General features: G+C 45.7%; 18 protein-coding genes and 2 pseudogenes. 17 read left to right on the top strand and 3 right to left on the bottom strand.

What is annotated here, in order from left to right:
• Positions 1-169: 169 nt before the first annotated feature.
• The gene (locus BM231_RS26130) at positions 170-868 is read right to left on the bottom strand and encodes a Crp/Fnr family transcriptional regulator (protein WP_159438003.1); all 699 of its coding nucleotides are present in this window, start codon (positions 866-868) and stop codon (positions 170-172) included.
• A gap of 267 nt (positions 869-1,135) precedes the next feature.
• Here BM231_RS26130 and BM231_RS26125 point away from each other — a divergent pair, with 267 nt between their 5' ends.
• From BM231_RS26125 to BM231_RS27430, 4 genes are all read left to right on the top strand, one after another.
• A complete protein-coding gene (locus tag BM231_RS26125; protein ID WP_063289725.1) occupies positions 1,136-1,438 on the top strand; it encodes an HdeA/HdeB family chaperone in 303 nt (100 codons plus the stop codon).
• A 137-nt stretch (positions 1,439-1,575) separates the two neighbouring features.
• The gene (locus BM231_RS26120) at positions 1,576-2,994 is read left to right on the top strand and encodes an amino acid permease (protein WP_093524273.1); all 1,419 of its coding nucleotides are present in this window, start codon (positions 1,576-1,578) and stop codon (positions 2,992-2,994) included.
• Positions 2,995-3,008: 14 nt separating this feature from the next.
• Positions 3,009-4,397 carry a glutamate decarboxylase gene (gene gad, locus BM231_RS26115; protein WP_093524271.1) on the top strand — a complete coding sequence of 463 codons (1,389 nt, stop codon included), beginning with the start codon at positions 3,009-3,011 and terminating at the stop codon, positions 4,395-4,397.
• Positions 4,398-5,388: 991 nt separating this feature from the next.
• Positions 5,389-5,868: a prephenate dehydrogenase/arogenate dehydrogenase family protein gene (locus BM231_RS27430; RefSeq protein ID WP_244527222.1), complete on the top strand. Its 480-nt coding sequence runs from the start codon at positions 5,389-5,391 to the stop codon at positions 5,866-5,868.
• A 1,229-nt stretch (positions 5,869-7,097) separates the two neighbouring features.
• On the opposite strand, the pseudogene BM231_RS26100 reads toward BM231_RS27430, so the two are convergent.
• Positions 7,098-7,520 (bottom strand): annotated as a pseudogene (locus BM231_RS26100) (redoxin domain-containing protein); the annotation flags it as partial.
• 572 nt (positions 7,521-8,092) lie between these two features.
• Here BM231_RS26100 and BM231_RS27295 point away from each other — a divergent pair.
• The 5 genes from BM231_RS27295 (at position 8,093) to BM231_RS26085 (ending at position 14,104) form a co-directional block, all read left to right on the top strand.
• The gene (locus tag BM231_RS27295) at positions 8,093-8,527 is read left to right on the top strand and encodes an Arm DNA-binding domain-containing protein (RefSeq protein WP_208860669.1); all 435 of its coding nucleotides are present in this window, start codon (positions 8,093-8,095) and stop codon (positions 8,525-8,527) included.
• A 54-nt stretch (positions 8,528-8,581) separates the two neighbouring features.
• A complete protein-coding gene (locus BM231_RS27290) occupies positions 8,582-9,343 on the top strand; it encodes a site-specific integrase (RefSeq protein ID WP_208860668.1) in 762 nt (253 codons plus the stop codon).
• A 140-nt stretch (positions 9,344-9,483) separates the two neighbouring features.
• Positions 9,484-10,476 carry a hypothetical protein gene (locus BM231_RS27285; RefSeq protein ID WP_208860667.1) on the top strand — a complete coding sequence of 331 codons (993 nt, stop codon included), beginning with the start codon at positions 9,484-9,486 and terminating at the stop codon, positions 10,474-10,476.
• A gap of 38 nt (positions 10,477-10,514) precedes the next feature.
• Complete coding sequence (locus BM231_RS26090; RefSeq protein ID WP_208860666.1) at positions 10,515-12,959, top strand: DEAD/DEAH box helicase; 2,445 nt, start codon at positions 10,515-10,517, stop codon at positions 12,957-12,959.
• Between the two features lie 212 nt (positions 12,960-13,171).
• Entirely contained in the window at positions 13,172-14,104 is a 933-nt protein-coding gene (locus BM231_RS26085) for a BRCT domain-containing protein (RefSeq protein ID WP_093524265.1), read from the top strand.
• 504 nt (positions 14,105-14,608) lie between these two features.
• Here BM231_RS26085 and BM231_RS26075 read toward each other — a convergent pair.
• On the bottom strand, positions 14,609-15,790 hold the full coding sequence (locus BM231_RS26075; protein WP_093524261.1) for an MFS transporter: 1,182 nt from the start codon (positions 15,788-15,790) through the stop codon (positions 14,609-14,611).
• A gap of 407 nt (positions 15,791-16,197) precedes the next feature.
• On the opposite strand from BM231_RS26075, the gene BM231_RS26070 reads away from it, so the two are divergent.
• The 8 genes and pseudogenes from BM231_RS26070 to BM231_RS26035 all read left to right on the top strand — a co-directional run.
• On the top strand, positions 16,198-18,030 hold the full coding sequence (locus BM231_RS26070) for a WD40 repeat domain-containing protein (RefSeq protein ID WP_093524259.1): 1,833 nt from the start codon (positions 16,198-16,200) through the stop codon (positions 18,028-18,030).
• Complete coding sequence (locus BM231_RS26065) at positions 18,027-18,629, top strand: NADPH-dependent FMN reductase (protein WP_093524257.1); 603 nt, start codon at positions 18,027-18,029, stop codon at positions 18,627-18,629. The genes BM231_RS26070 and BM231_RS26065 overlap by 4 nt, the downstream gene beginning before the upstream one ends.
• 82 nt (positions 18,630-18,711) lie before the next feature.
• Positions 18,712-19,716 (top strand): formylglycine-generating enzyme family protein, encoded by a 1,005-nt coding sequence (locus BM231_RS26060; RefSeq protein ID WP_093524255.1) that lies wholly within the window; start codon positions 18,712-18,714, stop codon positions 19,714-19,716.
• Between the two features lie 12 nt (positions 19,717-19,728).
• Positions 19,729-21,426, top strand: coding sequence for a WD40 repeat domain-containing protein (locus BM231_RS26055; protein ID WP_093524253.1), 1,698 nt, complete (start codon positions 19,729-19,731; stop codon positions 21,424-21,426).
• A gap of 24 nt (positions 21,427-21,450) precedes the next feature.
• Positions 21,451-22,152, top strand: a complete 702-nt coding sequence (gene ribA, locus BM231_RS26050; RefSeq protein WP_167550336.1) for a GTP cyclohydrolase II RibA — start codon at positions 21,451-21,453, stop codon at positions 22,150-22,152.
• Positions 22,153-23,073: 921 nt separating this feature from the next.
• The gene (locus tag BM231_RS26045) at positions 23,074-23,385 is read left to right on the top strand and encodes a hypothetical protein (protein WP_093524251.1); all 312 of its coding nucleotides are present in this window, start codon (positions 23,074-23,076) and stop codon (positions 23,383-23,385) included.
• A 198-nt stretch (positions 23,386-23,583) separates the two neighbouring features.
• Complete coding sequence (locus tag BM231_RS26040) at positions 23,584-24,021, top strand: hypothetical protein (protein WP_093524249.1); 438 nt, start codon at positions 23,584-23,586, stop codon at positions 24,019-24,021.
• Positions 23,990-24,285: pseudogene (locus BM231_RS26035) on the top strand (transposase); the annotation flags it as partial. The gene BM231_RS26040 and the pseudogene BM231_RS26035, both read left to right, overlap by 32 nt.

The following is a 24,285-nucleotide window of genomic DNA, read 5'->3' as shown; positions in this document are numbered from 1 at the left end:
GCTTGTTCGATTGTGCAAGTCTGTACTGTTTGCTAGCAAGCTATGGAGCAGATGGACGTGCTGTGTCTGTTAGCTGGTTAACAGGCTACCAAATATTTTTGAGTTATGTTGGAGGCTTTCGTATAGCGCGTTCGTTTTGTCAGAGCTTTTCTAATAAGTGGGACTTCATTCACTCTGCATACTCTGGGACTGCGTCGGCCAAGTCTTTAAGCTTTTTGAGTTTAATGATGCTAAGGTAACCGTCTTCTAATTCAATGATGCCTTGCTTCTTAAAGTCATTGAGAGTGAGGTTGACGGTTGGCCTTGAGCATCCGACAAGGGTTGCCATCTCACCTTGTGTTAAACGCACATTGATGTTGATGCGATTGTTATTTTCTTGCCCTAGGTCACTTGCGAGCAGGCTTATCATTTTTGCCATGCGCGATGTCGCACTTTTAAAAATCAAATCTTCAGCTCTGGTCTCAATCCGTTGCAAGCGCTTTCCAACTTGTTTGGATATTGCAAAACTAAAACTTGGTGCGGTTTGCATTAGTTCTATGAAAACCCTCTTCGGAAGTTTTAAAACACCACATTGGTCGATCGCTACAGCAAAGCTTTCACGAGGGTCGTTGTTGAGTGCGGATAGCTCACCAAAAACTTCTCCCGGTTCAACGAAGCCAAGCGTGAACTCGCCGCCAGAGTCTGAACAACGGTATAGCCTCGTTAAGCCCTTTTCGAGCAAATACACGGTGTCAGGTTCAATCATAGGAGAAAAGATCGTTTCTTTGTCCTGAAACATCTGAGTTCTTGAAGCTAAACGTATATTTTTAAGAGTGTCATCTGGCAGCGCGTCGAGCCAGTTAATCGTTGCAAGGTGCCAATGCGACAACTTTGCCTCCCCCTTTTCATAAATGAACAACATGCAGCAAAAGCAATTTTGAAAACATATTCTATATGCATTCAATTGTCTCGTTATCCGCCATTTAAGGCGAAAACAACAAATTAAATAGTGGTAATTTTGAGCATTAATAAGCTTTGCTGTTGGCCAGCTAACAGCGAACGTATGAGCGGGGTGTTAATGGTTCGACTGTGGGTTGGGAAACCGACCTACCTATTAGAAACATTAGATAATTAGCTCTAAAAGGAACGTTAGTTCATGCGATTTTTGGGTATTACACTTGCATTATTGCTTGCCAGTGGGAGCAGCGTCTATGCAGATGAAGCTGCTACATCAAAGCGTGATATGTCAAAACTCACTTGTGGTGAGTTTTTGGAGATGAGTGCACCTGATGCGGTTGTTACACTTTTCTGGATTGATGGCTACCTATCCAGCAAAGATAATGCACCAGTGTGGGATGCTGAAACTTTTGTCGAGCATCGCGACAAACTCGTAAAGATTTGCACCTCCGAAGATGCCAAGGGAAAATTCCTCTTCGAAGAAGTGGAAGACCTGAACTAAATTTGTTTTGATGAGAGGCTGCCATGCAGTCTCATTTTTGGCGAACTCGTGCCAATTAAGTAAGGGAATTGCTCTTTGAAGAATTTTCAAAGATGCAATTTCCTTTGTGTTTTGCCCTTTGATACAGCACCTGAAATATGAGAAATCAACGTACCAAAAGCGAGCATCAAATAGGTGCACTTGCGCTTACTTTGACCACTGCTGCTTTATTTATGACACTACGTAATATGCCGATGATGGCTGAAACCGGGATGAAAATGATCCTCTTCAACCTCATCACTATTTTCGCGTATCTTATACCTGTGGCTCTTGTCTCCGCTGAACTTGCTACAGGGTGGCCCAAGAATGGAGTGTACCACTGGGTAGAAGAGGCATTTGGAACACGTATGGGCTTTATTGCCGTATGGATGCAATGGGTCCAGAGTATTTTCGGGATAACGTCTATCCTAGCCTACATAGCGGCTTCACTAGCATACGCTTTTGATCCAGAACTCGGTACCAACAAGTACTTCATAATATTCATTATCTTGTCTGTTTATTGGTCTGCCACCCTTGTCAATTTCCGAGGCAGCAAAGGCTCAGGCATAATAAGCTCTGTCGCTGTTTCCGCAGGAGTTTTATTGCCGTCTGTTATCCTGATTGCATTGGGTACGATCTATGTAAGTTCTGGAAATGAGCTCCATCTAGACACGGCTTTGACTGCCAAAAATCTGGTCCCATCTGTTTGGGAGACAGGGAACCTGGTTCTCTTCTTGAGCTTTATCTTTGGTTTTGTTGGGGTTGAAGTATCGGCCAGCCATGCTCGAGAAGTTAAGAATATACGACGTGTCTATCCCATCGCTATTTTCAGTGCTGCCGGGATTGGGTTTATAACAACTTTACTGGGTGGGCTGACGGTTGCTTCAGTGTTACCCGCGGGGTCCATTGATCAAATCAATGGTGCGATGCAAGCGTTCTCTGCTTTGCTGACACACTTCAAGCTGCTGTGGTTCTTGCCGATAATAGCCGTTCTTGTTGCATTAGGTGCTGCAGGTCAGGTGAGTACTTGGATTGTGGGTCCGGTGAAAGGGCTTTTTGCAGCAGGCCAAGCTGGAAATTTACCCCTCTGGGCGCAGAAGGTGAACCAACAGGGCGTGCCTACTAATCTTCTTGTTTTGCAGGCTGTACTTATTTCGCTCATCGCGATGTTCTTCATTGTTGTCGAAGATGTAAATACGGCGTTCTTAATACTAACCTCAGCCGCAGTCCTCATATACTCACTGATGTATATATTGATGTATGCTGCAGCAATACGCTTGCGATATACACACCCAGAAGTTGAGAGGGCCTATCGAGTTCCTGGTGGAAAAAAAGGTATGTGGCTCGTGGCTGGAACCGGCTTAGTTGCCTCTGCCGCATGTTTTGCAATTGGCTTCATTCCCCCGCTTCACAGTGGTTTTGCCATCGAAACCTTTGAACTCTTGATGGTTGCAGGTCTGGCAATTGTCGTTGCTGTTCCAGTTCTAATATTTTCAATTCGGCGACCATTTTGGTCACTGACAAAAGCGACCAGTTAAGAAGGACCCGAATAATGGGTAATACAAAAAACGATATGTCTGATGTTGATGTATCTTCATCTATGTTGATGCCCTCTTATGGCGGGCGCGTGATGCGAGAACCTATCCCAAAGTTCAGTCTGCCTGATGGCCAGATGGAAGCTGAGACTGCGTATCGGATCATCCATGATGAGCTTATGCTTGATGGCAATGCCCGGCTTAATATGGCAACTTTTGTAACGACCTGGATGGAGCCTCAGGCAGAGCGCCTGATGGCTGAAACCTTTGATAAGAACCTAATTGACAAAGATGAATATCCAAACACAGCAATGATAGAGGAGCGCTGCATCAAGATTGTAGCGAACCTCTTTAATGCTCCAGATGGGTTTACTGGTTCGTCAGCGATCGGTTCGAGTGAAGCTGTCATGTTGGCGGGCATGGCATTGAAGTGGAAGTGGAGAGATCGACAGAAAGCTAAAGGCAAGCCCACTGACACACCGAACTTGATCCTTGGAACCAATGTGCAAGTTGTCTGGGAAAAGTTCTGTCGTTATTGGGATGTTGAACCACGGTTTGTTTCAATGTCAGCTGATCGATATGTGATCGATCCTGACGAAACCATTGCAAAAATTGACGAGAATACCATTGGTGTTATTGCAATTTTGGGAACGACGTATACAGGCGAATATGAACCGATCAAAGAGGTTCACGATGCCTTGGTAAACTCCAATGAACAGACAGGTTTTGAAGTCCCTCTCCATATTGATGCCGCAAGTGGTGGATTTGTCGCCCCGTTTTTGCAGCCAGAACTGGAATGGGACTTCCGCTTGCCACTGGTTAAGTCGATCAATGTCTCAGGCCATAAATATGGCTTAGTCTATCCTGGTGTTGGTTGGGTCGTGTGGCGGGACAAAACTGATCTGCCTGAAGATCTCGTTTTTCATGTAGATTACCTGGGCGGAGACATGCCCACTTTCACCTTGAACTTCTCCAGGCCGGGCAATCAGATTGTAGGCCAATACTACAACTTCCTCAGATTAGGACGGGATGGTTACACACGGATAATGGAGAACTTATGTTCAATTGCCAGCTATCTGTCCCAGAACATAGCGCAAATGGGTGAGTTTGAATTGCTAAGTGACGGAAGTACCATCCCGGTCTTTGCATTCAGAATGAAAGACCCGAGCAAATACACGGTGTACGCGGTTTCCGAATACCTGAGAGTTCATGGCTGGCAAGTTCCTGCCTATGCAATGCCCGAGGGAGCTGATGATATACACGTTCTCAGGATTGTTCTCAGGGAAGGTTTCAGCCGTGATATGGCAGAGCTGCTTCTCAAAGATTTAGCAACTGTCATTGAGAAGCTAGAACGAGAGTCAAAGAATGGACATGAAGCTCCAGAAAAACACTTTGCTCACGTGTAGCCGCCCTACCACAAATTATTAGCATGCTAAGCATATCAAACCAGTATTTCTGAATTCAATCGTACTAGCCTGAGAATTACTAGGCTAAACCTGTCGTTTTTCAGGCAGGTTTGATATGCTCCTGCATCTAAATTCATTATGAGCGTCCGGTAAAGGTAGCCAGTTCCTTCGGCAATTTTAGTTACACAGCTTTTTAAGCGTAACATCACGGCATGAGGTCATTGATACGAGTGATTTTGTACTCAGCGATTTGGGCAAGAACCCAGGTAAGCTAAGCCCGCGGGTCAACATTTGTTAAGCTTGACGGTTTGTATGAAGGTATAGGCGATTGCCGCAGCCTTGCACCTCTCTGGGCCCATAAAGAGATAATTTTTCTTCCTAAAGCCACGAGTTTCATGATCCGCTCAGCCGCGTCGTTGTTCAATTGTGACAGCATAAGATAGTTTGTAATGCTGGCGATGTTAGGAAAAATAAAATTTGTAATCTCTAGGCGCATCTAAAGCATTGGGATTGAATATATTTTCTCTGTCAGCCTAACACCCATGAAATGAGAGTTTTTGATAGTTCATATGTTGTTGGAGAGTAATAAAGATTCACACTAACGAGGGATTAGCGGACCTTTGCTAACGTCGAGGGCCAACATTAGACATTTAGCTAACTCTATCATAGGTTGAGGCAGTCGTATCGGGTGACACTTTGCTTTTTCTCTGGCGAACGTTCTTGCATACATAGATGCTTGCGAGCAGGATCATTAGAGCCCATACCTCCAGAATGCTGCGCCACAGCCAATAGCCGCTAGGCAGCAATATCGTTGAACCTATTCTCTTGATGCCTTACCGCTGACGTCATGTTGAAATCGTTCTTCGCATCGCAGGACTATTATCCTCAGCTTCGATAGCTGCGGGTGATTTGTCATTGGTTTTCCGCTGCCCCTGACAGCGATCAACATTAAATCGACCTTGTGCCGGGCGGCAAATTCAAAGGTTGACAAATGAACAACAACAGCAAAAGTCAAAACACATCGCTAGGCATCGTGAGGTTTGATGCATTCGGACAACTTGCAGCCCTACATCTTGCCCAATACTTCGAAATAATGGCCTACGACCCGTCCCTGGACGCCGCTAAGGTCGCAAAGCAACTTGAGGTGCGTCTGTCATCATTGCACTCAGTATCGCAAGCTGACGTAATCCTCATTGCAGCACCAGTGTCTTCATTTGAGCAAGTTGTCAGCGAGATCGCGGTTGTTTGTAAACCTGGCACGCTAGTTATCGATGTTGGCTCAGTCAAAGTTGTTCCCTCGGAAATCATGCGGCGCCGGCTACCAGACCATGTAGACATCGTAGCGTCTCACCCCTGTTCGGTCCTCAGAGTGCCACGACAGGTATTGAGGGTCGAAAAATTGCCGTCTGCCCCATTCAGGGAAGACGACATACAAGGCTGGTTGCGTTTTTACGCAAGGCTCTGGGACTGACTGTCATCGTGACGACACCAGAAGATCACGACCAAGAAGCAGCAGTTGTCCAAGGGCTCACGCACCTCATCGCCAAAGTGCTATTGAGAATGGGACCGCTGCCAACGCGCATGACAACGAAGAGCTTTGACTTGTTATCTGAAGCGATATCCATGGTTTAGCATGATGCACCAGAAGTATTCGAAGCGATTGAGAGGGCCAATCTCTACGCCGAGACGGTGCGGCGACGGTTTTTCGATTTGGCCGCAAGTTTGAGTGAAGAGCTGGAAGCAACATTGAGGGTACCGCCAAACAACGAAAGCGAACATTGATGCAGCGGCATCCAATGTTCGCTCCGTCCGCATGGAAGTATGTCAGGATTGATGAAGTCTCTGACGGACGATCTGAAGCTTGGCTGGAAGAGAAGAATTGTAACCCAGGTCAGGCGTAATGTCAGCTTATGGTCGGCTGCTACGTGTTGGGAATGTCTAAAAGTTCGGGCCAAGAGTTGCCATTCACGGATTACTACCACCAGTGGAAACGATCTGGAAGAGATGATTGCCTCCTCGTTGGGAGCAAACTATTCGCAAGAATGTCGAACTTATACCCCTGTAATTGAACAGCACCGTCATCGTTGATTTACGTCTTAACGCCGTGCTCTATTGAGAACTTGGTATCATAATCTCGTAGAAGATAGAGAGTGAGGAGACCAGCTAACATGGGCCATCCTGCGAAGAATAAGAGGTTGGGGCTTGTGAACGGATCGAGATATCGCTCGTAAGAGACAAGAGTCGATATGACATGCATGATCAAAATGGCGCCTATTGAAAGACGTTTCTTAAATCCGACAAGAAAGCAGATGACGATGAGCGCTTGAATTCCGCCGAGTATAAACGAGAGAGCCTCGCTCATAGCTGAAAAACCATAGAAAGCTTCGAAAGTCTTCGCTGTCGAAACTGGATTGAGGATTTTATTTAATGTCCAGAGAATAAACACAATAGATATGCTTAAGCGTAAGCTAAAAAGAGACCATATCAAAGGAGATTGAGGTACAGTGATTGTGTTCATGCAAGTATACCCTTCAGTATTTCATTAAAAATGCCCTGAAATCCGGAGCAACAATTCAATTGCAAATAATCGATTTTTCAAGTCCTCACGGCGTTGTGACTAAGCAAGCAGGAGGTTCTGCTATCAATCCTGTGAGAAGTGGCGGCACGTGCTGCCATCGCGTGCCACCAATCGCTTTCAGGCTATGCGTTGGTTAGGTCTTGCTTCGCCATATCAAGGAGTTCTCGAAGAGTGTCTACTGGTTCAGGACGTTTGGTGTAGTCCGGATTAATGTCAGCGTTTATGACTTCGCCAGCTTGGCTAATAATCAGGCGTGCTGGCATAGGTAGTTCCCAACTTTCATCCCCGTTAAAACTTGGTAGGTTGATACCGATCCCTTTATAAACCCTGCGCAGATCCTCAGGTAGAGAGAAAACGAGACCAAGCTTTCGGGTATAAAGACTACCTAGGTCCGAAATGATATCGAAAGATAGACCTTTCTCGGTTTTGGTTTTGGTTTTGAACGAAGCTGCTTGAGTTTGTAGTGAAATAATCAATATGTTTGCGCCAGCTTCTTGGAACTGCTGTGAAACTTCTTCCAGAGCTTCAAGCTCTAACATGCAATAAGGGCACCACGCTCATCGGAAAACACTGATCACCAACTTTAATAGTGCCATTCCAAATGCCTGATGCTGCTAGATTTGCTGTAGCTCGGTCCATGACATCGCGAGTTTTCTGAGGTAGTTTTTTCGACTTGAGCTTTTAAAGTTGCAATTTTTTCATGTAAAGGCATTGTAGATGTTTCCTCTACTTAGTTGAATTTTGATCGCTTAGGTCGAGCACTGCATCACCAAAGATTGGAAGTTGCATTTTGCATCTGGCGATGATCTACGATCTATTGCGATTTAGTACTATAAATCAATGGGTTGTAGAAAAATATTTGCTCCTGCCTACCTTGCATTTCGCTGCGAAACTCGTACATCTGCTTACAATATGCTGACACAGAATAGTAGGCATTTGCAAGCCGACCTATGAGGGTCTGGATGCCTGTTTTGCGCAGGCTCTGGAGAAAAGCCCGGAAGGTCGTCATAAGCTGTTAGGCCGTCAGAAACAGCAGCAAACGGGGAATACTTTCAACTGACATTTTCGCATGTGTGATGGTTCTTGTCATGGGCCGCCAGCAGGAGAGGTGTGCCTGATGTCCAACGTTACAAAGCGGACTGTGGATGCTGCTGAGCCCAAGGCGAAAAAGTACTTCGTTTGGGATGGCAAGCTTTCTGGATTTGGCCTGCAGGTGATGCCAAGTGGGCACAAGTCGTTTGTTGTTCAGTATCGCACCTTGGAAGGCCGGTCACGTCGAATGACGCTTGGTAAGTATGGTGGGCTCACTCCCGATGAGGCGAGGGAGCTTGCTATCGAAGTGCTCGCTAAAGTACGCAACGGGGAAGATCCAACGGTGCACCGCAAGGTCATCCGGCATGCTCCCACGGTGAATGATCTGCTCGACATGTATCTGAGTGAACATGTGGAGGTGCACAATAAGCCGAAGTCTCTCATTGAGATCCGGCGCATTCTGGATCGTTGTGTGCGCAAGCCTCTCGGCAAGTCCAAGCTGGCTTCTGTGACGCGGTAGGACATTTCCAAGTTGCATCGCTCTATGAGGCGAACACCAAGGCAGGCTAATCATGTGCTAGCGATCATATCCAAAGCGTTCAATCTGGCTGAGGTGTGGGGCTTAAGGCCTGAGCATAGCAATCCGGTGCGGCTTGTGAAGCGCTACAAGGAAAATGAGCGGGATCGTTTTCTTTCAGGTGAAGAGCTACAGCGTTTGGGCAAGACGTTGAAGATTGATGAGAAGGAGGGGCTGCCCTGGATCATCAAAGCCAAGCCTGAAAATCGAAAGCATCTGAGCCATGACATTGAGAAACGTCGGACGCCTGTGAACCCCATGGCGCTCTATTGCCTGAAGTTGCTGCTTTACACTGGAGCGAGGCTCATGGAGATCGCATCGCTTGAATGGGATCACGTGGACTTTGACCAAGGCACAATTGCGTTGCCCTCCAAGAAAGGCGACGGGCGCAAACCGCATCCGGTGAGTGAGAATGTTCTCGATATCCTTGCTGACATTCCTCACCTTGAGGACTCGCCTTATGTGTTGGCTCGGATCAATGATCCAACACGGCATATTACCAAGGAGCTGGTGGAGAACGCATGGCAGCGCGTGCGTTATCATGCAGGCATCCCTGATGTGCGCATCCACGACTTACGCCACACGGTTGGCACCTTCGCAGCCCAAGCAGGCAGCAACGCCTTCCTTATCAGCCACCTCCTACGCCACCGCAACGTGACCATCACCAATCGCTATGTAAACCATGATGCGCATCCAATCCGGGTGTTGTCAGAGACGGTTGGGGAGCGGATTGAGGCTGGGTTGGAAGGAGGGGAGTAATCGCCACGATTGCAAACTCGCCAGAAGCAATGCCATCCTGAAATAGCTCAATAAGTTAAATCCATTAGTTGTGAACGTATGCAGATTGAAACTATAAGGAGATATTGAATAAAATAGTGATGATGCATGGATCTTAAAGCATGTCTGTAAGGCCTTTTTTCAATAAATCAATTTCTGATTTGGAAGACACGTTTGCAAACAATCGTGGTGATGCAGATATCCTTAATCTGCTGTTAGATGAGCTAGAGCATCGTAAAACTGGTCGTGCCTTGAGTTTGAAAGAAAACGTGCTTCAGGCGCGGGATAGCGTAGCTTATCTGCAGCAAAGCGACAGCCTTACTGAAACTCCAACCATCAATAACTATTCCAACCAAGCTTGGGATGTTGCAGACGTCGTAGAACAAGCGAACCAGGGAAAAAGCTTTACCGTAAGAAAGCAATCTCCGAGCGTGTCTGAAGTTGCAGATGATTCTCAGAGTATTCTCAGTGCATGGACAGCGTTAGAAGTTCTCTCCCCCCAAGGCTATCGACGGAAAGAAGATCTTGTTGGGGGAGATAGAAGCCGTATCGCCCGATTTGATAAGCGAGAGTTACCTTGGATTGTTGGAGAAAAATCAAGACCAAACAAAAGGCTCTACTACGAGCTATTTTTAGGAGCAGTTGAGCTGGCTCCTGCAGTGGAAGCGCTCCTTAAATGTTATGCGGATAAACGCCCAGATAAGCCGAGCATGCGTGGGCAAAATGCAATTGCTACCGTCCTTCTTGATAAAGATGGACGACCGGTTGACGAGGAAAACTCAATTGGTGTTTCGAGTTTTACTTGGGGTATGCCAATTGCTCTTAATGGAGATCTGGAAAAGCTGGCAGCCTGGCCCGTAGCAGAGAAGCAGATTATAGCTTTCTTGCGGAAGAGATTGTTTCAGCGAGATGATGAGGGCGAGCTAATTCCTCTCAGTAAACAGTCCATCAGCGATGTTTTTGGCGAGTTAACAAGTCGCTTAGGCTTGGTGGGCCATAAGATCAAAGAGCCGTCGTTTGCTATAAGGGTTTATGAATTTTATGGTAGCAAAACACCACCAGAAAGCACGCTACTTAATTCTTTCTTGGAGATCTCGCTAAAGCGCGAAACTTAGCTTCCGCTGGTCAATTACCTCACGGCCTAAAACACTATTTGAAAGCTGAGCATGTAGATGGTCGAAAGGATCTGTTAGAAGACACAGATGCACTTCAAGAGCTTTTGCAACCGGCACTGACCCCAACTGGTCGATGGGCAAGCAGAGGGCGCTTTCCCCTAGCTCTGCTTCAACAAGCTGCAGTCAATGCTTCGAGCAAGCAACAACTCACTACTGGCATTTTGGGAGTAAATGGGCCTCCAGGTACTGGAAAAACAACACTTCTCAGAGATGTTGTCGCTGCGCGCATTATTGAACGGGCTGAGGTCATGTGCAGTTTTTCTAGTCCTGAAAGTGCATTCAAGCCGACAAATGTTAAGTTGCAAAGAAACAACGCAAAGGTAACTCTTCATGAGTTAGATGCACGCCTTAAAGGGTTTGAGATGGTTGTCGCCTCATCAAACAATAAGGCCGTAGAGAATGTAAGTGCCGAGTTGCCCTCGCTGAATGCGGTAGCGGATGATGCTCCTGAACTGAGGTACTTTAAGACGATCTCTGATAGCATCCTTGAAACTGAGACGTGGGGCGTAATTTCAGCCGTTCTCGGGAATAAGTCCAACAGATACAACTTTTCGCAGAGATTTTGGCGTGACCCGGAAACTGGGCTATCTACCTACCTCAATCATGCATCTGGCGTTCCTCAAATCATTAACGAAGAACAAGAGGATGGAAGTGTCCGAAGGCGCTATCGAAAGATTATAGACCTAGAGCAAGCTCCAAATAACTCACGAGAAGCAAAAGCTCGATGGGGGCAGACAAGGTCAAGGTTCAAAGAAGCGTTTGACACATTTAAGCAACTTCAAAACGAGCTCCAAAAAGTTCATGTGCAGGTCAGCCAATTGGAAAAAGCGACCAGATGGCTTGAGGAGAATACCCCGAAGATTTCTAGGATTAAGTCTGACTTTGAAGAGCTAGGGAAGCGTTACACTGAGATTGATGCGCAGCGAGAGAGAGCTCGAGAGCTAGTTACGGTTTCTAACGGAAAAAAGCAGGATCTTTATGAGCGGCGACCTGGCTTTTTTGCCCGACTTTTTCGAACACAGTCCTTTCGCGACTGGGCGTCTCATTTTGATAAAGCTTGCTCCTGGCTAAAGGATTGTGAATGTGAGCTAGCTGCAATTAAGAAGGAGGCAGAACGCTATTTTGACGTCCTGACAGAAAAGAAGCTACGCCTTGAAGACGCTGAGAAAAAGTTTGAAGAGGTACTGGCTGCAGAAGTGAGATTGAAGCAAACCGTGAAGGCTGCGCGAGAACGTTGTGCTGCTATTGTTCCTGATGAACAGTTTTTCTCAATGCCTCATGAGCAACTCCAGACGTCGAGTGTTTGGTTCGATAGACTTGGAAGCCGCATGCGTGATGAGATCTTCGAGGCGGCTGTATCTGTTCACCGGGCATTTATTGATTGCTGCGCTGATCGGCTCAAACAGAATCTAGCGATCTTTATACAAAACTTTGGTACCCGCAGCTTAGGCTCACCTGCGAAGGATGCGCTGCTTCCAGATCTCTGGGCATCGTTCTTTCTTGTTGTCCCAGTGGTCTCGACAACATTTGCTTCTATTGACCGTATGTTTACGCGTCTAGGTACTGAGAGCTTAGGTTGGTTGCTCATTGATGAAGCAGGGCAGGCTGTGCCGCAAGCTGCTGTAGGTGCGCTTATGAGGTCACGGCAAGCAGTGGTGGTAGGAGATCCTCTTCAAATCGAACCAGTCGTGACACTCCCAAATAGTCTGACAGAAGAGATTTGTGCTTACTTTGCTATCGATCCATTGAAATTCAATGCGCCAGAGGCTTCCGTACAAACCCTTGCTGACACTGCAAGTGTCTATGGTGCTCGCTTTCCATCAGGAAGTGGCTATCGTGATGTAGGTGCCCCGTTGTTGGTGCACCGTAGATGCAGTAGCCCGATGTTCGAAATTTCAAATGAAATCGCTTATTCGAATTTGATGGTCCAAGCGAAGGCAGGCAAGCCATCTGAGACAGTTTTGGGTCGTTCTTCATGGATAGATGTCAAAGGTACGGCAACTCAAGATAAATGGTGTGTTCAAGAGGCCAAAGTGCTGATTGAGATGCTATCTAAGCTGCGAGCATCAGGAAAAAACGCTGATATCTATGTCGTAACGCCATTCGTAATCGTACAAGACAACCTTCGCAGAGAAATTCTGAATAGTGGTGTTTTGCAAGATTGGGTGGAGAAGCCAAATTCATGGGTCTATGAGCACGTCGGCACTGTCCACACTGTACAAGGTCGTGAAGCCGAGATTGTCTTCTTTGTGCTGGGAGCACAAGCACAATCGCAAAACGGAGCCCGAGCATGGGCAGGTGGCAAACCCAATCTCGTCAATGTCGCTGTGACAAGAGCTAAGGGCTTTCTATACGTGATCGGAAATCGAAGCCTCTGGAAGAATGCAGGGGTGTTTGCTACTTTGGACAGACATTTGCCCTAGTGTTTCTTGCTTCGTTATTAAACATTGGCATGTTTTCTCACGGATCAATAGATAGTGTAACGGAAACGCCTTCTGTGGGACGTTAGTCAAGTGTTGTTACGTTTGTTTGTGTTGTATTGGTTGCTCACAAAGCAAGCAATGAGATTTCTCGTAGGTGTTTAACAGACCTCTTGATGACGTTTGCTCGTCACTGATGAAGAGCAGGTAATGCAATGAGAATATTCAAAAATTTATCGTCTCATCCCAAGTCAAGTTCATGCTCAGACGTTGCTTCTACTGCGCTAACAAAGATTGATTTTGACTTTATTACTTTCGATCTTGAAACTGCAAACGGGTCTCGGGGCAGCATTTGTCAGATTGGTATTGCCACAGTGAAAGACGGCATGGTGGTGAATGTTTTCTCAGAGCTGATTAATCCTGAAGAGACATTTGATTGGGGCAACATCAGTATACACGGCATTGATGAAGACCTTGTAGAGGGAGCTATGCTGTTTCCTGATTTGGTTGGCAAGTATGGTCCGTTGTTTGAGAACAACATCGCGATTAGCCACAGCGCCTTTGATAGAAATGCTATGGTAGAAGCATCAGAAAAATATGATGTAAAAAACCCGCTTTCTGAATGGATAGATAGTACAAGGGTCGTGCGACGAACTTGGCCAGATAGATTTGGAAAACGAGGTTATGGGTTAAGCAACTTAGCGATGGAGTTTGGTTTTTCCTTCAAACATCACGATGCCGGAGAGGACGCGAAGTGTACAGCATGGGTCATGCTAAAAGCACTTGAGAAAAGCGGGTTAAGTGTAGATGAATGGAAAGATGCATCTCGTCAAGTTAGGCGAAGTCCTTCAAAGTCAATTCATGTTGAGCCCAATCCCGAAGGTTCACATACCGACCATATTATTGTCTTTACAGGCAAACTTGAAATGAGCCGACGAGAAGCAGCTGGCATTGCCGCTAACGTGGGCATGACTGTCGATTCAGGAGTAACAAAAAGGACCACTCTCGTCGTTGTTGGTGAACAAGATCTTGCCCGGCTTGCTGATCATGAGAAGAGCAGTAAGCACCGAAAAGCAGAAGAATGTATTGCTCGCGGTCAAAAACTTGAGATTATTGGTGAGAAAACCTTTCTCAATTTGGTTAGTTGAATTACCGCATTTCTTCGGAAATGGCTGGCAATTGTACCGTGGGCTAGTAGGTACAGCCAACACCTGGTCGCTGGGCTGGGTAGATAGTGCCGACTGCTCCATACAGAATGTGAACTTCATAAAGATCAATGGGCTTATCTCTCAGGTTCAGCTCCAAAAAACGAAAGGCAAATCGCTGGCCGCCAATGTGCGTTTGGCAAAAGCTGGGGCAAAGTATAGAGCGCAGCTTATCATGTGTTTGCCTATCAGAAACATGACATGGGTTTACTCATCCGCTGCGTAGGACTGTTACTCGCTATCACAAAGATCAGGCTTGCCAATCTCATCTACAAAACATGCACTGGCTAACTCAGCCAGAACGAAAGGCAGTGATTTAGCGATAAAGACTGAAAGATGGTTATGTGCCGTATATTCTCATAGAATTTAGTTATAGAAGACATCTTCAGTCTCTATTTCCCGCTCAAAGCTCTTCAATAAGAGAGCCAATAGTGGTGTTTTGATTTCCTAGTATTCCATTTCTAGTTTTTGCTCAGATGTAGTTACCGAAGCGATTAGAATACAAAGAGCCCCGAACGAAATGATTGCAAAAGCAAACCAGTAATAGTTTGAGTTTGGGAAAGCACTTATTATCAAGCCGAGTATGAGGCCAAATATAGTTCGTTGTATATAAGTTAGTGTGCTGATGACACCTAAATAACTTCCGAAAATCGATGTATCTATCACACTCATGACGTAGGTATTGTAGGCTACTCGAATTGCAGAACCGGTAGCGCCCATAACGCCATACAGTACTAAGATTGTCACTAATTGAGGATTCAGGCAGATTGTCAAAAGTGATCCTGAATAGACAAGAAGGCAGATTTTGATAATAGGTAATGCGGAGGTGTCAGAAACAAACCTCCCAATAAAGAAACCTCCCAAGCCCGCGCCTATGCCGAAAGATATGGAAAGTTGTGCTAAGGCTGCAATTTCTAGATTAAGTACATTGTTGAAATAGACTGGATGAATGATGTTTAGCATCATTACGCAGACGAAGGTAATGTTACCGCCAATGCCGAGTAAAATTAGATCTAGTCGACTAAATATAACGCGATAGACATCTTTAGAAATTTTTGCTCGAGCGGGTCTCTTTTCCTGAGTGTATGGAATTAAACGGAGTAAAATCGCAGCAATTACCAGCAAGCCACCATTTATCATAAGAGCAAGCTGGAAATCTCTTTCATTTACCAAGTAAATCATTAGAAGGCCGACGACGAAAGTCGCGGCCTGCATCTCGGCCTGCATCCAACCATTCACTTTGCCGCGTTCTGTATCGTCGAAAATTTCTTGTATGAATGCGCTTAATGCATTGTAAAAAAACAGGAAAAATATTTGGGAGCAGAAATAGAAAGCGCTTAAACTGATAACCTTGAATACTTGGCTACCGTAAGCGATAGCAGCTAACTGTAAAACGACTGCCATGATAACAACACATAATATTAGCGAATAGCGTCGTGATATGCTGTCGACTAAACGTCCGGCGATAGGGGAAACAAATATTAACACTGCGGTAGACCAGGTGGCCGTAAAAGCTAAGAATTTTGCACCACCGCTGGTTTGAGCGAGTTCCCAAGGCACAATTGTGAGTGAGATTCCCATCGCAATCGATGCTATGAAATTTGCAAAAAATAATATTAGAAGCTTCATCTTATCTCCGCTTTGCTCGCCTTTTTTGTATTTCTGATTCGGAGAATATCAGGATATCTTACTTCGAGTTAGTTATAATTTTTTATGCATTAATCATCTTTGTAAAGAATAATTGCTTAAATATCAAGTAAAAAAGCAAATCCTAAAATTAGAAAATTTAATCTAAGTGCTTTTTTGTTTGACGTGTATTTGGTCAATAAGTACATTTCCTTAGTAACTCACGCTTTAATTAGGAGATGTAAGCATGGTTATTTTGAGAAAGACTACTAAACGTACAGGTAATAATAATGTTCGCGGAAACAAGCAACTCCGCGTGCGTGGTGAAAAGTAAACATAGTTTCTTGTTTACTTATGGAATACGGCCGAGGGGAAACTCTCGGCTTTAATCTTTCTTCCTGGGGGCGGATATGTTCTACCAGTCGGCTAACTCATTTGCATATGATGGCCAAGCCAAGATGCTGTTCGCAGGCACTCGATACGGCAAGATTTTGATCCTAAATGAGCAACTTGATGTTCAAGGTGAGTTTGCAGCTCACGATGGAATGATCGACGGAATTTCCATTTGTCCTGCGCGTAAACTAATCGCTGCAATGGGTGGTGGACGTGAGATCTTTCTCGGATCGTATGATGATCAAAATTCCATCAGTCAGATTTTTCGGAAAAACATCCGCCTCGAAGGCATTGATGATGTCGAACCTATTCACTCGACATCTCAGGCCGTTGATCTTCACCCGACTGAAGCGAAATTGATCACTCGGACGGGTAACTCTTCCATTGTTGAGTTGGACTTTCAGGGGAACGTTTTAAGTTCTGGTCGAGCTTCTTTCTATGACATCATAACAACTAAGTACTCTTCATGTGGTAGTTATGCTCTTTTCGGAACAAATAATGGCTGCATTGGTGTTTATGCCAATGGTCATGTTGAGACATTTGTTTCTCCTCACAAGATCGTTGAAACTTTTCATTGGTTTGAGGAGGTTGGTCCAGATGAGTTTATTGCAGCGTGTGATCAGCGGTTTCTAGTCAGAGTTGTTGTTCGGAAGACTGATACTTTTGCATTGGATTGTGAGTTTGGAGAGCTGTTTACTAATGATGACCTTGAACATATTACGAGGAGCAAAGGTGGACGCTTGCTGGCATCAAGTTTTGATAGAAACGTCTATGAAATCGATCCAGCCAACCTAAATCCAATAAAAGTTGCATTTAAAGCTCCATTTAAGACGAGATGGGTGAAGTTTAGTGAGGCGGATCCCTCTATAGCTTTTGTGCAGGTTCGCGATGGATCAATTATTAAGTTCAACTGTGACACTGGAGAGAGAATTTCTGAGTTTAAACAGACACCTCCAGCTGTTTGGTCGTGCTGCAACCATAACGATGATGTTATTGCATGTGGTGAGGAGGGGCTGGTCTTAAGAATTGGTTTGCAGTCTGATGGGCCAGTGGTTGTGGGAACTGCTCAAGTCTTACAGAAGCTTTCATTGGACGGTGGATATTTCAAACGAATTGAGCTCGGAAAAAATAGTGAAGCATTACTCGGTTCAACTTGCGGTAAGGGCTATTTAATCAAAGATAATCAGAAGATTAAGACTTTTGATTTCTCCGCAGCAGTCAGGGACATTTCTTTTAGTATTAAGACCAGTTGCTTCTACGTTGCTCTTGAAGATGGTCGTGTGCTTCAGCTTCTAAATGATAAGACTATAGAAATTTTTCGCTCATCCGAGCCGATCTGGTCGATTGCAGTTTCTCCGACTGGAGAGATATTAGCAGTTGGTGAGCGAGGTGGCTCTATATACCTACTTGATACAAACTCTCATCAGGTTGTTGAGAAGACTTTAGGTAAGCTGCCTAAGAGGATGAAGTGGTTAAGCCCTGATGCATTGCTTGTAACGCATAGATCGGCAATAGATAAAGTATATAGAGAAGATGGTGTATGGTATCACGATGTTCAGTTCGTGGATTCTGAGGCAAATACTGTAGAAGATTTTGTCGTATTTGGTTCTTACGTCATTTTTGTTAACTACGCAAATAGGATATATTTAGGAGATATTGTTAGTGGGGATGTGCTGGACTCCTGTTACTATGGTGCCGAGCACATGAAGGCGATTAATATTTCGAAGACAGGCGTAGTTTCAATCATGGGGCGTGGTGGGACAATAAAGAACTACATAATACATAGTGAGCAGATTTTGCCTGTAGGTGAAACAAACTTAGCGTTAAGTGAGGCGGAAAACTTACAATGAAACTTTGTTTAATTAACGGAAGTCATAGAGAAAAGTCTCAAAGCAGTAGAATAACAGACTATCTGTCTAACATGCCTGCTGTACTGAATGCTTTTGGTGAAGTTGATAGAATTGAACTTTGTTCTGCTGACATCGAGATATGGAATGAAGGAGTGTGGGACGGACATTCTTCTTGGGATGGATGGTTTGAAATCTCAGAGAACTTGGCGTCTTCTGACGCTTTCATCATTGTTACTCCAGAATGGGGTGGGATGGTTCCACCTCGTCTAAAAAATCTACTCATGCTCGCGAGTGTAAAAGAAACTGGTCACAAGCCTGCTTTGATAGTGTCTGTTTCAGCAGGTGAAGGAGGGTTTGCTCCGATGACTGAGTTACGAGCCTTTGCCTATAAGAACAGTCACATTTGTTATCTACCTGATCATGTAATTTTGAGAAATGTAGAGAGCCTTTTTAATGGTGAGCTAAATGAGAACAATGATCGTTTAAGGGATAGGCTCGACTACGGCATTCGTATGCTTGCTCAATATTCTGCTGCACTTCTTAATGTGCGAAACAGCGGGATAGTTAATGATGCAGAGTTTAAGTACGGCATGTCATAGCGTGATGGCGTGCTCATAACTATAGTTTTGCGTTATGGCGCAAAACTTCTGCAAACTTTGATCTTGGGAGGGCAAGTAGATAATGCAGAAGATTGCCGAGCAATGTCCGAATATTCAATCATTTTCTGAAGATGGGATGGATGTCGATGCGACTAAACCACCTGCTATGTGCTCTGATTTATCTCTACCTAAAGAGGTGTCGCAATCGATCAGTCATTTAGTTGGGAATGCTGGAGAGGAGATAGTTGAGCGGGCTTGTCGTGGACTGGAGGTTGGACAGTTTAATGATCGTCTCGCGAGCGGTATGCTTCTGGCCCTTTTGGGAGATCCTAGAATTAGACCAGGGCAAGTCCCTCAAATGGTTCGAGTAGAGGGCGGCCAAGTAGATCTTGGGCTACCTTATGAAGCCGTTGATGAAGTGGTTTCTGAGTTTTCTGATGTAGGCGTAATTCGCGAATGGATTGAAAAAGAATGTCCACAATATACGATACATCTATCTCCCTATAAAATCGCAATTTATCCCGTTACGAATTCAGAGTATTTAGCATTTTTGCTAGATAATCCTAATTCTGAAATACCGTCGTCATGGTCATTAGGACGCTACCCTACAGAGTTCGCTAATCATCCTGTTTTCACTGTTAGTGAAAAGACAGCAGATCACTACTGCGAGTGGTTGAGCGACAAAACGGGACTAACTTTTCGTCTTCCAAGTGAGCCTGAATGGGAATGTGCAGCAGGATCGAAAGTTTATCCTTGGGGAGATAAGTTCCATGTCGAGAATGCAAACACTGCCGAATCTAAAATAAATTTTACGACGCCTGTAGGGATTTACCCTCAAGGGCGCTCGTGGGTGGGATGCTTTGATATGTCCGGCAATGTCGAGGAGTATACGAGTAGTAATTATGCTCCATACCCAGGTGGGGTACATATCACTGATGACCTTAATCGGGATAGACAAGCATATAGGATCGCTCGTGGTGGCAGCTTCGCAAGATATGCAGATCTTTGTCGCGTAACACGGCGCCATGGACGTTATCACTCAGATCTTTACGCTATGGGTTTCCGTGTTGCTATGGACGCATCTTGAGGAGTCGATGCAATGAATGCTTATTCTATTTTTCATGTCGGACCAATTAGCGGTCTAGCCACTTTTTCTGATAAGTATATTGCGACTGCGGGCTACGACAATCAGCTCATCCTGTGGTGTGCTCAGACCAACAAAGCGCTTGCATGTGGTCGACATGATCATCTCGTCAATCAATGCGACTTTTCGCCTGATGGCACTCTACTGGTTAGCTCAAGCAGTGATTACACCGCTAGAGTTTGGAGTGTTCCTGATATGAGATTGATCGGTGTAATTTCTGTTCACGCTGATGATGTTTCTAAAGCTGCTTTTTCTCCGGACGGGCAGCAAATAGCAACTAGTTCATTTGATGGCACTCTTTCCGTGCATGATCTTCATGGTGTGTTCAAGAAGCGGTTGGTAGGACACACAGGGTTAATCGAGAATTTTGATTGGAGCAAAGATAATCGAACGCTTCAATCATGTGGCATGGATGGAACAATCCGTACTTGGGACACTCTTACTGGGGAATGTCGTGCGGTTAGATCGATTGACGGGGTAGACATAGACACTCTAGTGACACTGACAGATGGAACAATTCTGGCAGGGAACAGTGATGGTTCTATCGCGTCCATTGATCCATATGATAATGTTACTTTTTTTGACGCCCATACAACTGCAATCAAGTTATTGTTTGTTGATGATGCAGAGAGGCGTTTGGTCTCATTGGGGTATGATAATCGAGTTCATATCTGGGATCTGAATAAGGGATCATTAGAAGCAAAGATCAAAACATCAACTTTCCCAAGATGCATTTGGGCTAGATCTGCGAGTTTCCTAACTGAAAACGTGATAGCCTTTGCGACATTTGGGACGACATATGCAACCTGGGACTTAGCATCTGATGTTTGGGATACAGATCGTGTAGGATCAATCCCCGGTGTGAATGCTGTTTTTACTGGCAGCGACGGTATTTATTCCGTCGGAGATGCCGGAGTTTTGGAAAAGAGCGGTGCGGAGATCGCTAACTTAGGCACGTTATGCAATTTTGTGGTCGAGATTAACGGGCAAATTTTTGCTGGGGGGCAAGCCGGTATCGTTTTTGATGCTTTAACAGCCACCGAGTTATATAGACATACTTCACCATTGAACTGTGCAGTAATCGTGAAATCCGCTGCGGCTACTTTTCTTGCTGTGGGGACATACTCGGGTCATGTAATCTATTTAAACGTAAAAGATCCGGCTGAGACAAAAGTAGTCAAAGTTCACTCAGGAGCTATCAAAGGAATTGCTTGTCAGAATGGTATCATTGCGACAGGCACCTCGGATGGTGAGATTAAGTATACGGATGTTGATACTTTAGAAATAATCAGCGAAATCGGAAGCGCTCATGATGGTATCGTGAATGATCTTTGTGTTTATGAAAGTGGTTTTGCGACTGTTTCTCGAGATTTAACTTTGCGTCTTTGGAGAAACGGAGTTTCGTCACCTGATGTATTTAAGAGTTCTCACCGACATTCGATAAAATGTGTGGCTTCAAGCAGTCGAGGAGACTTGATCGCTTCTGGTAGTTATGGTGGGACTATTCAAGTATTTGACGTTAATCGGAAGAACTGGACTGGAAAACCTGTCAGACCGACTTTGTCAGGTATCTCATCTCTAACCTGGGATGAGGCAACTCAGGCATTTATTGCAGGCTCCTATGATGGTCGCCTCTATTCAGTACATCCTTAACTCACTACACGGGAGGTAGTTCATATGACAAATCTCGCAAGTGTCATACATGACCAAGAATTGGTAGATAATGCGGATGAAATGGAAGTTCGGTCAGATGTCTTAATTGATCTCGACGGTCTTGATAGCGAGCGTGTTCGTTTTGTTAGTTTCAAAGGGGCAGGGTACCACGAGGAACACTTTGCCGTGATTTTTGGCGATCCAGAAGTTGCGACAAGTCCTTTCGTACGGGTTCATTCAGAATGTATTACCGGCGATTTGTTTGGTTCTAAACGTTGTGATTGTGGTGCTCAGCTTGCTGAGTTTATAGAGCAAATGAAATACAATGATGGCGTTTTGATCTATCTTCGCCAAGAAGGCCGCGGAATTGGGCTGTACTCAAAGCTCGAGGCCTATCTTCTACAGGATGCAGGGCAAGATACATTCGAGGCGAACCGAAGTTTAGATTTTCCAGAGGATGGGAGAGATTTCCTGATCGCAGCAAAAATGCTGAAAGCGCTGAAAGTCAAACGGTTTTCATTGGTTACAAATAATCCTGAAAAAGTCTCCACGTTAAGGCGTGCGCAACTAGAGATCACAGAAGTAAAGCAAACCGCGACACATGTGACCACACAAAACATAAAATATTTGATGGCAAAACGAGATAAAGGGCACTCTCTCGATGAGCTTGAAGTAATACTCATGCCCATTAATGGATTTTCAGGGGTTGGAAGTCCTCCAAGCTAATGAGGGTTTTCCTTTTTTCTAGATTAGGAGATCGCTGTGCTGTGAGCTTGTGGTGAAACAAGCTAACCTTGACTTAGTTCTTGAAGCTTTAAAACCGTTTCGAACTTATAGGTCCTTGGTTGTCTAGGAGCACAAAACATTCTGTTTGCACCAATTAAGAGTGAGTTGAAGGATTTCGATCTAGATTTCATTCCTTCAGCTTAATTGAAAGGTGATAGCGGCGGGCTGCATCCTGTGGGTGAGCATATTCTCGACTTCCTCGCCGATTTCTCGGACTTCGAGGTCTTGCTTACATGCTAGTGCGGATCAATGACTCTCATGCGGCATATTTCAAGGAGCTGATGGAGAACACTCGGCAAAGCGTGGGTTACCACACTACAACTACTCTTTCCGAATGCGGTTGGCGGCGGTTCGTAGACGGTTTAATGCAAGGATTGAAGGTGCGGACAGAAAGTACCACCACAAGTAAAAGTAAGTAGTACTTGTTTGGATATTCAGGTGTGCTGCATGTGGCTTTTTGATCATTTGCGGACGCTTGAGGCAGTAACAGCTGCTGCAAGACATCAGTTTACGATTGAACCTACCCACCTAGTCTCTATGGGCGGATTGCTGTCGTTCGCTGCGCCCTAGACGAGCGGCCGAGATGCACAGTAACCGGATACTGTCCCTCTTGTTTCACGTTTCCGAAAGCTGACGTTCAGGCGGAGCGCAAAGGGCAGCTCCTCCAAGTCAAAATTAGCTAATTCTGCAGTACGTTCTTACCTCCACTTTTGCCTACATTTCGGCCGTTCGCCCTGGCATTGGTAAAGAGGCAGTTCCAGAGGGCTCCGGGTATTGCGGGCTGCTCAAAAGTAGTTTGACCTTATGCTCGTCCTCACACAGTATGCTTTCTCATCAGTCGATTACTAGGAGTGCTGGCTTATGGATGATGCAGAAAACGGGCAGGTGAATTTCCCAGAGTGGACAGAGTACCAGAGCAAAAACGGGCTCGATCCGCTAGGCATGCAGAATAGCAGCGTCAATCTTTACCAAACCTTCCTACCCGGCATCAGTAATGTGACGCTGCGCATGCGCTATTATGGCCTCTACGCTTGGCTCAACCGGGCATACGGCCAGAATATCGGCGACACCAATCCCGAGACCTGGAAACGCTACATCCGCCGCACCGAAGCGCTTTATGCCCTGATCGCCTGTCGGCATGGCGGCGAAACCGGTGTTGCGGGGATTGATTAGACCACGAAGAAACTGAACAGCGCCAACAGCGATACCATCGATTTCGCGCAGGAGGCCGAACCCGGCAGCGAGACACATTATCTTCAGCAAGCGTGGGGTGCCTATGGTGCTGCTTATGGCAGTCAGGTTTCTGAGATCGGCATCCTCACAACTGTCGGACATCCCATACCTGTACTGACCGAAGAAGTCGGCGAGCCATTGGCTGCCGTATTCGATGATGCGATAGGATCGCTTGCCAGCCGCTTCTTCGAAATCATCAAGCGCGGTTCTGTCGGCCTGTCCGAACTCGATGAGTTTTCTGCGCTCGCACCCTCCGAAATCGATCCGGCAAGCGAAGAACGCGCATGCTATCAGGACATCCTTCTCAAAGAGCCTGACAAGGAGGATGCGTCAGCGCTATCGCGACGCCTTAGTGTATTGCTCATCCTGAAGGTCACGGGACTTCTGGGCCGCGAACCCAAGCCCGATGAAATCCGCTGGATTCTCTATGCGGGATACGACAGCGAAGGTCGTGCGCTCGATCTCGCATCGTCTGCCTTGGAAGCGCTGGACTGGCTCAGGAAAAGTAGAGAGCCTTCTGATACATTAAGATCAGGAGGACTTTATGGGGCGCAAACATTACACGGAAGAGTTTAAGCGGGAAGCAGCGCGGCTGGTAGAAGTGAGTGGTCGACCCATTCCTGAAATTGCCGCCGATCTGGGTGTGGGCCGTGCTACGCTGAACCGCTGGATCAAGGAGTTTCGGGATCAGGATTTACTGTCAGGGCCGCATGAGGATGCGAGTAAAGAATTAGCCCGCTTGCGCAAGGAAAACGAGCTTTTACGGCAAGAGAGAGATTTATTAAAAAAGGCGGCAGCGTTCTTCGCCAGGGAAACAAGTCGATGAGGTACCAGTTTATC

The organism is Pseudovibrio ascidiaceicola, assembly GCF_900114245.1.
In the GTDB taxonomy this organism is placed as follows: domain Bacteria; phylum Pseudomonadota; class Alphaproteobacteria; order Rhizobiales; family Stappiaceae; genus Pseudovibrio; species Pseudovibrio ascidiaceicola.
The sequence above is the reverse complement of the archived record's forward strand: the minus strand, read 5'-3'. Positions and strand labels throughout refer to the sequence as shown.

What these genes read in the sequence shown, in the direction of transcription:
- BM231_RS26125 (WP_063289725.1), top strand. Translation starts at nt 1,136, where the DNA reads ATGCGATTTTTGGGTATTACACTTGCATTATTGCTTGCCAGTGGGAGC.
- BM231_RS26120 (WP_093524273.1), top strand. Translation starts at nt 1,576, where the DNA reads ATGAGAAATCAACGTACCAAAAGCGAGCATCAAATAGGTGCACTTGCG.
- gad (WP_093524271.1), top strand. Translation starts at nt 3,009, where the DNA reads ATGGGTAATACAAAAAACGATATGTCTGATGTTGATGTATCTTCATCT.
- BM231_RS27430 (WP_244527222.1), top strand. Translation starts at nt 5,389, where the DNA reads ATGAACAACAACAGCAAAAGTCAAAACACATCGCTAGGCATCGTGAGG.
- BM231_RS27295 (WP_208860669.1), top strand. Translation starts at nt 8,093, where the DNA reads ATGTCCAACGTTACAAAGCGGACTGTGGATGCTGCTGAGCCCAAGGCG.
- BM231_RS27285 (WP_208860667.1), top strand. Translation starts at nt 9,484, where the DNA reads ATGTCTGTAAGGCCTTTTTTCAATAAATCAATTTCTGATTTGGAAGAC.
- BM231_RS26085 (WP_093524265.1), top strand. Translation starts at nt 13,172, where the DNA reads ATGAGAATATTCAAAAATTTATCGTCTCATCCCAAGTCAAGTTCATGC.
- BM231_RS26075 (WP_093524261.1), bottom strand. Translation starts at nt 15,790, where the DNA reads ATGAAGCTTCTAATATTATTTTTTGCAAATTTCATAGCATCGATTGCG.
- BM231_RS26070 (WP_093524259.1), top strand. Translation starts at nt 16,198, where the DNA reads ATGTTCTACCAGTCGGCTAACTCATTTGCATATGATGGCCAAGCCAAG.
- BM231_RS26065 (WP_093524257.1), top strand. Translation starts at nt 18,027, where the DNA reads ATGAAACTTTGTTTAATTAACGGAAGTCATAGAGAAAAGTCTCAAAGC.
- BM231_RS26060 (WP_093524255.1), top strand. Translation starts at nt 18,712, where the DNA reads ATGCAGAAGATTGCCGAGCAATGTCCGAATATTCAATCATTTTCTGAA.
- BM231_RS26055 (WP_093524253.1), top strand. Translation starts at nt 19,729, where the DNA reads ATGAATGCTTATTCTATTTTTCATGTCGGACCAATTAGCGGTCTAGCC.
- ribA (WP_167550336.1), top strand. Translation starts at nt 21,451, where the DNA reads ATGACAAATCTCGCAAGTGTCATACATGACCAAGAATTGGTAGATAAT.
- BM231_RS26045 (WP_093524251.1), top strand. Translation starts at nt 23,074, where the DNA reads ATGGATGATGCAGAAAACGGGCAGGTGAATTTCCCAGAGTGGACAGAG.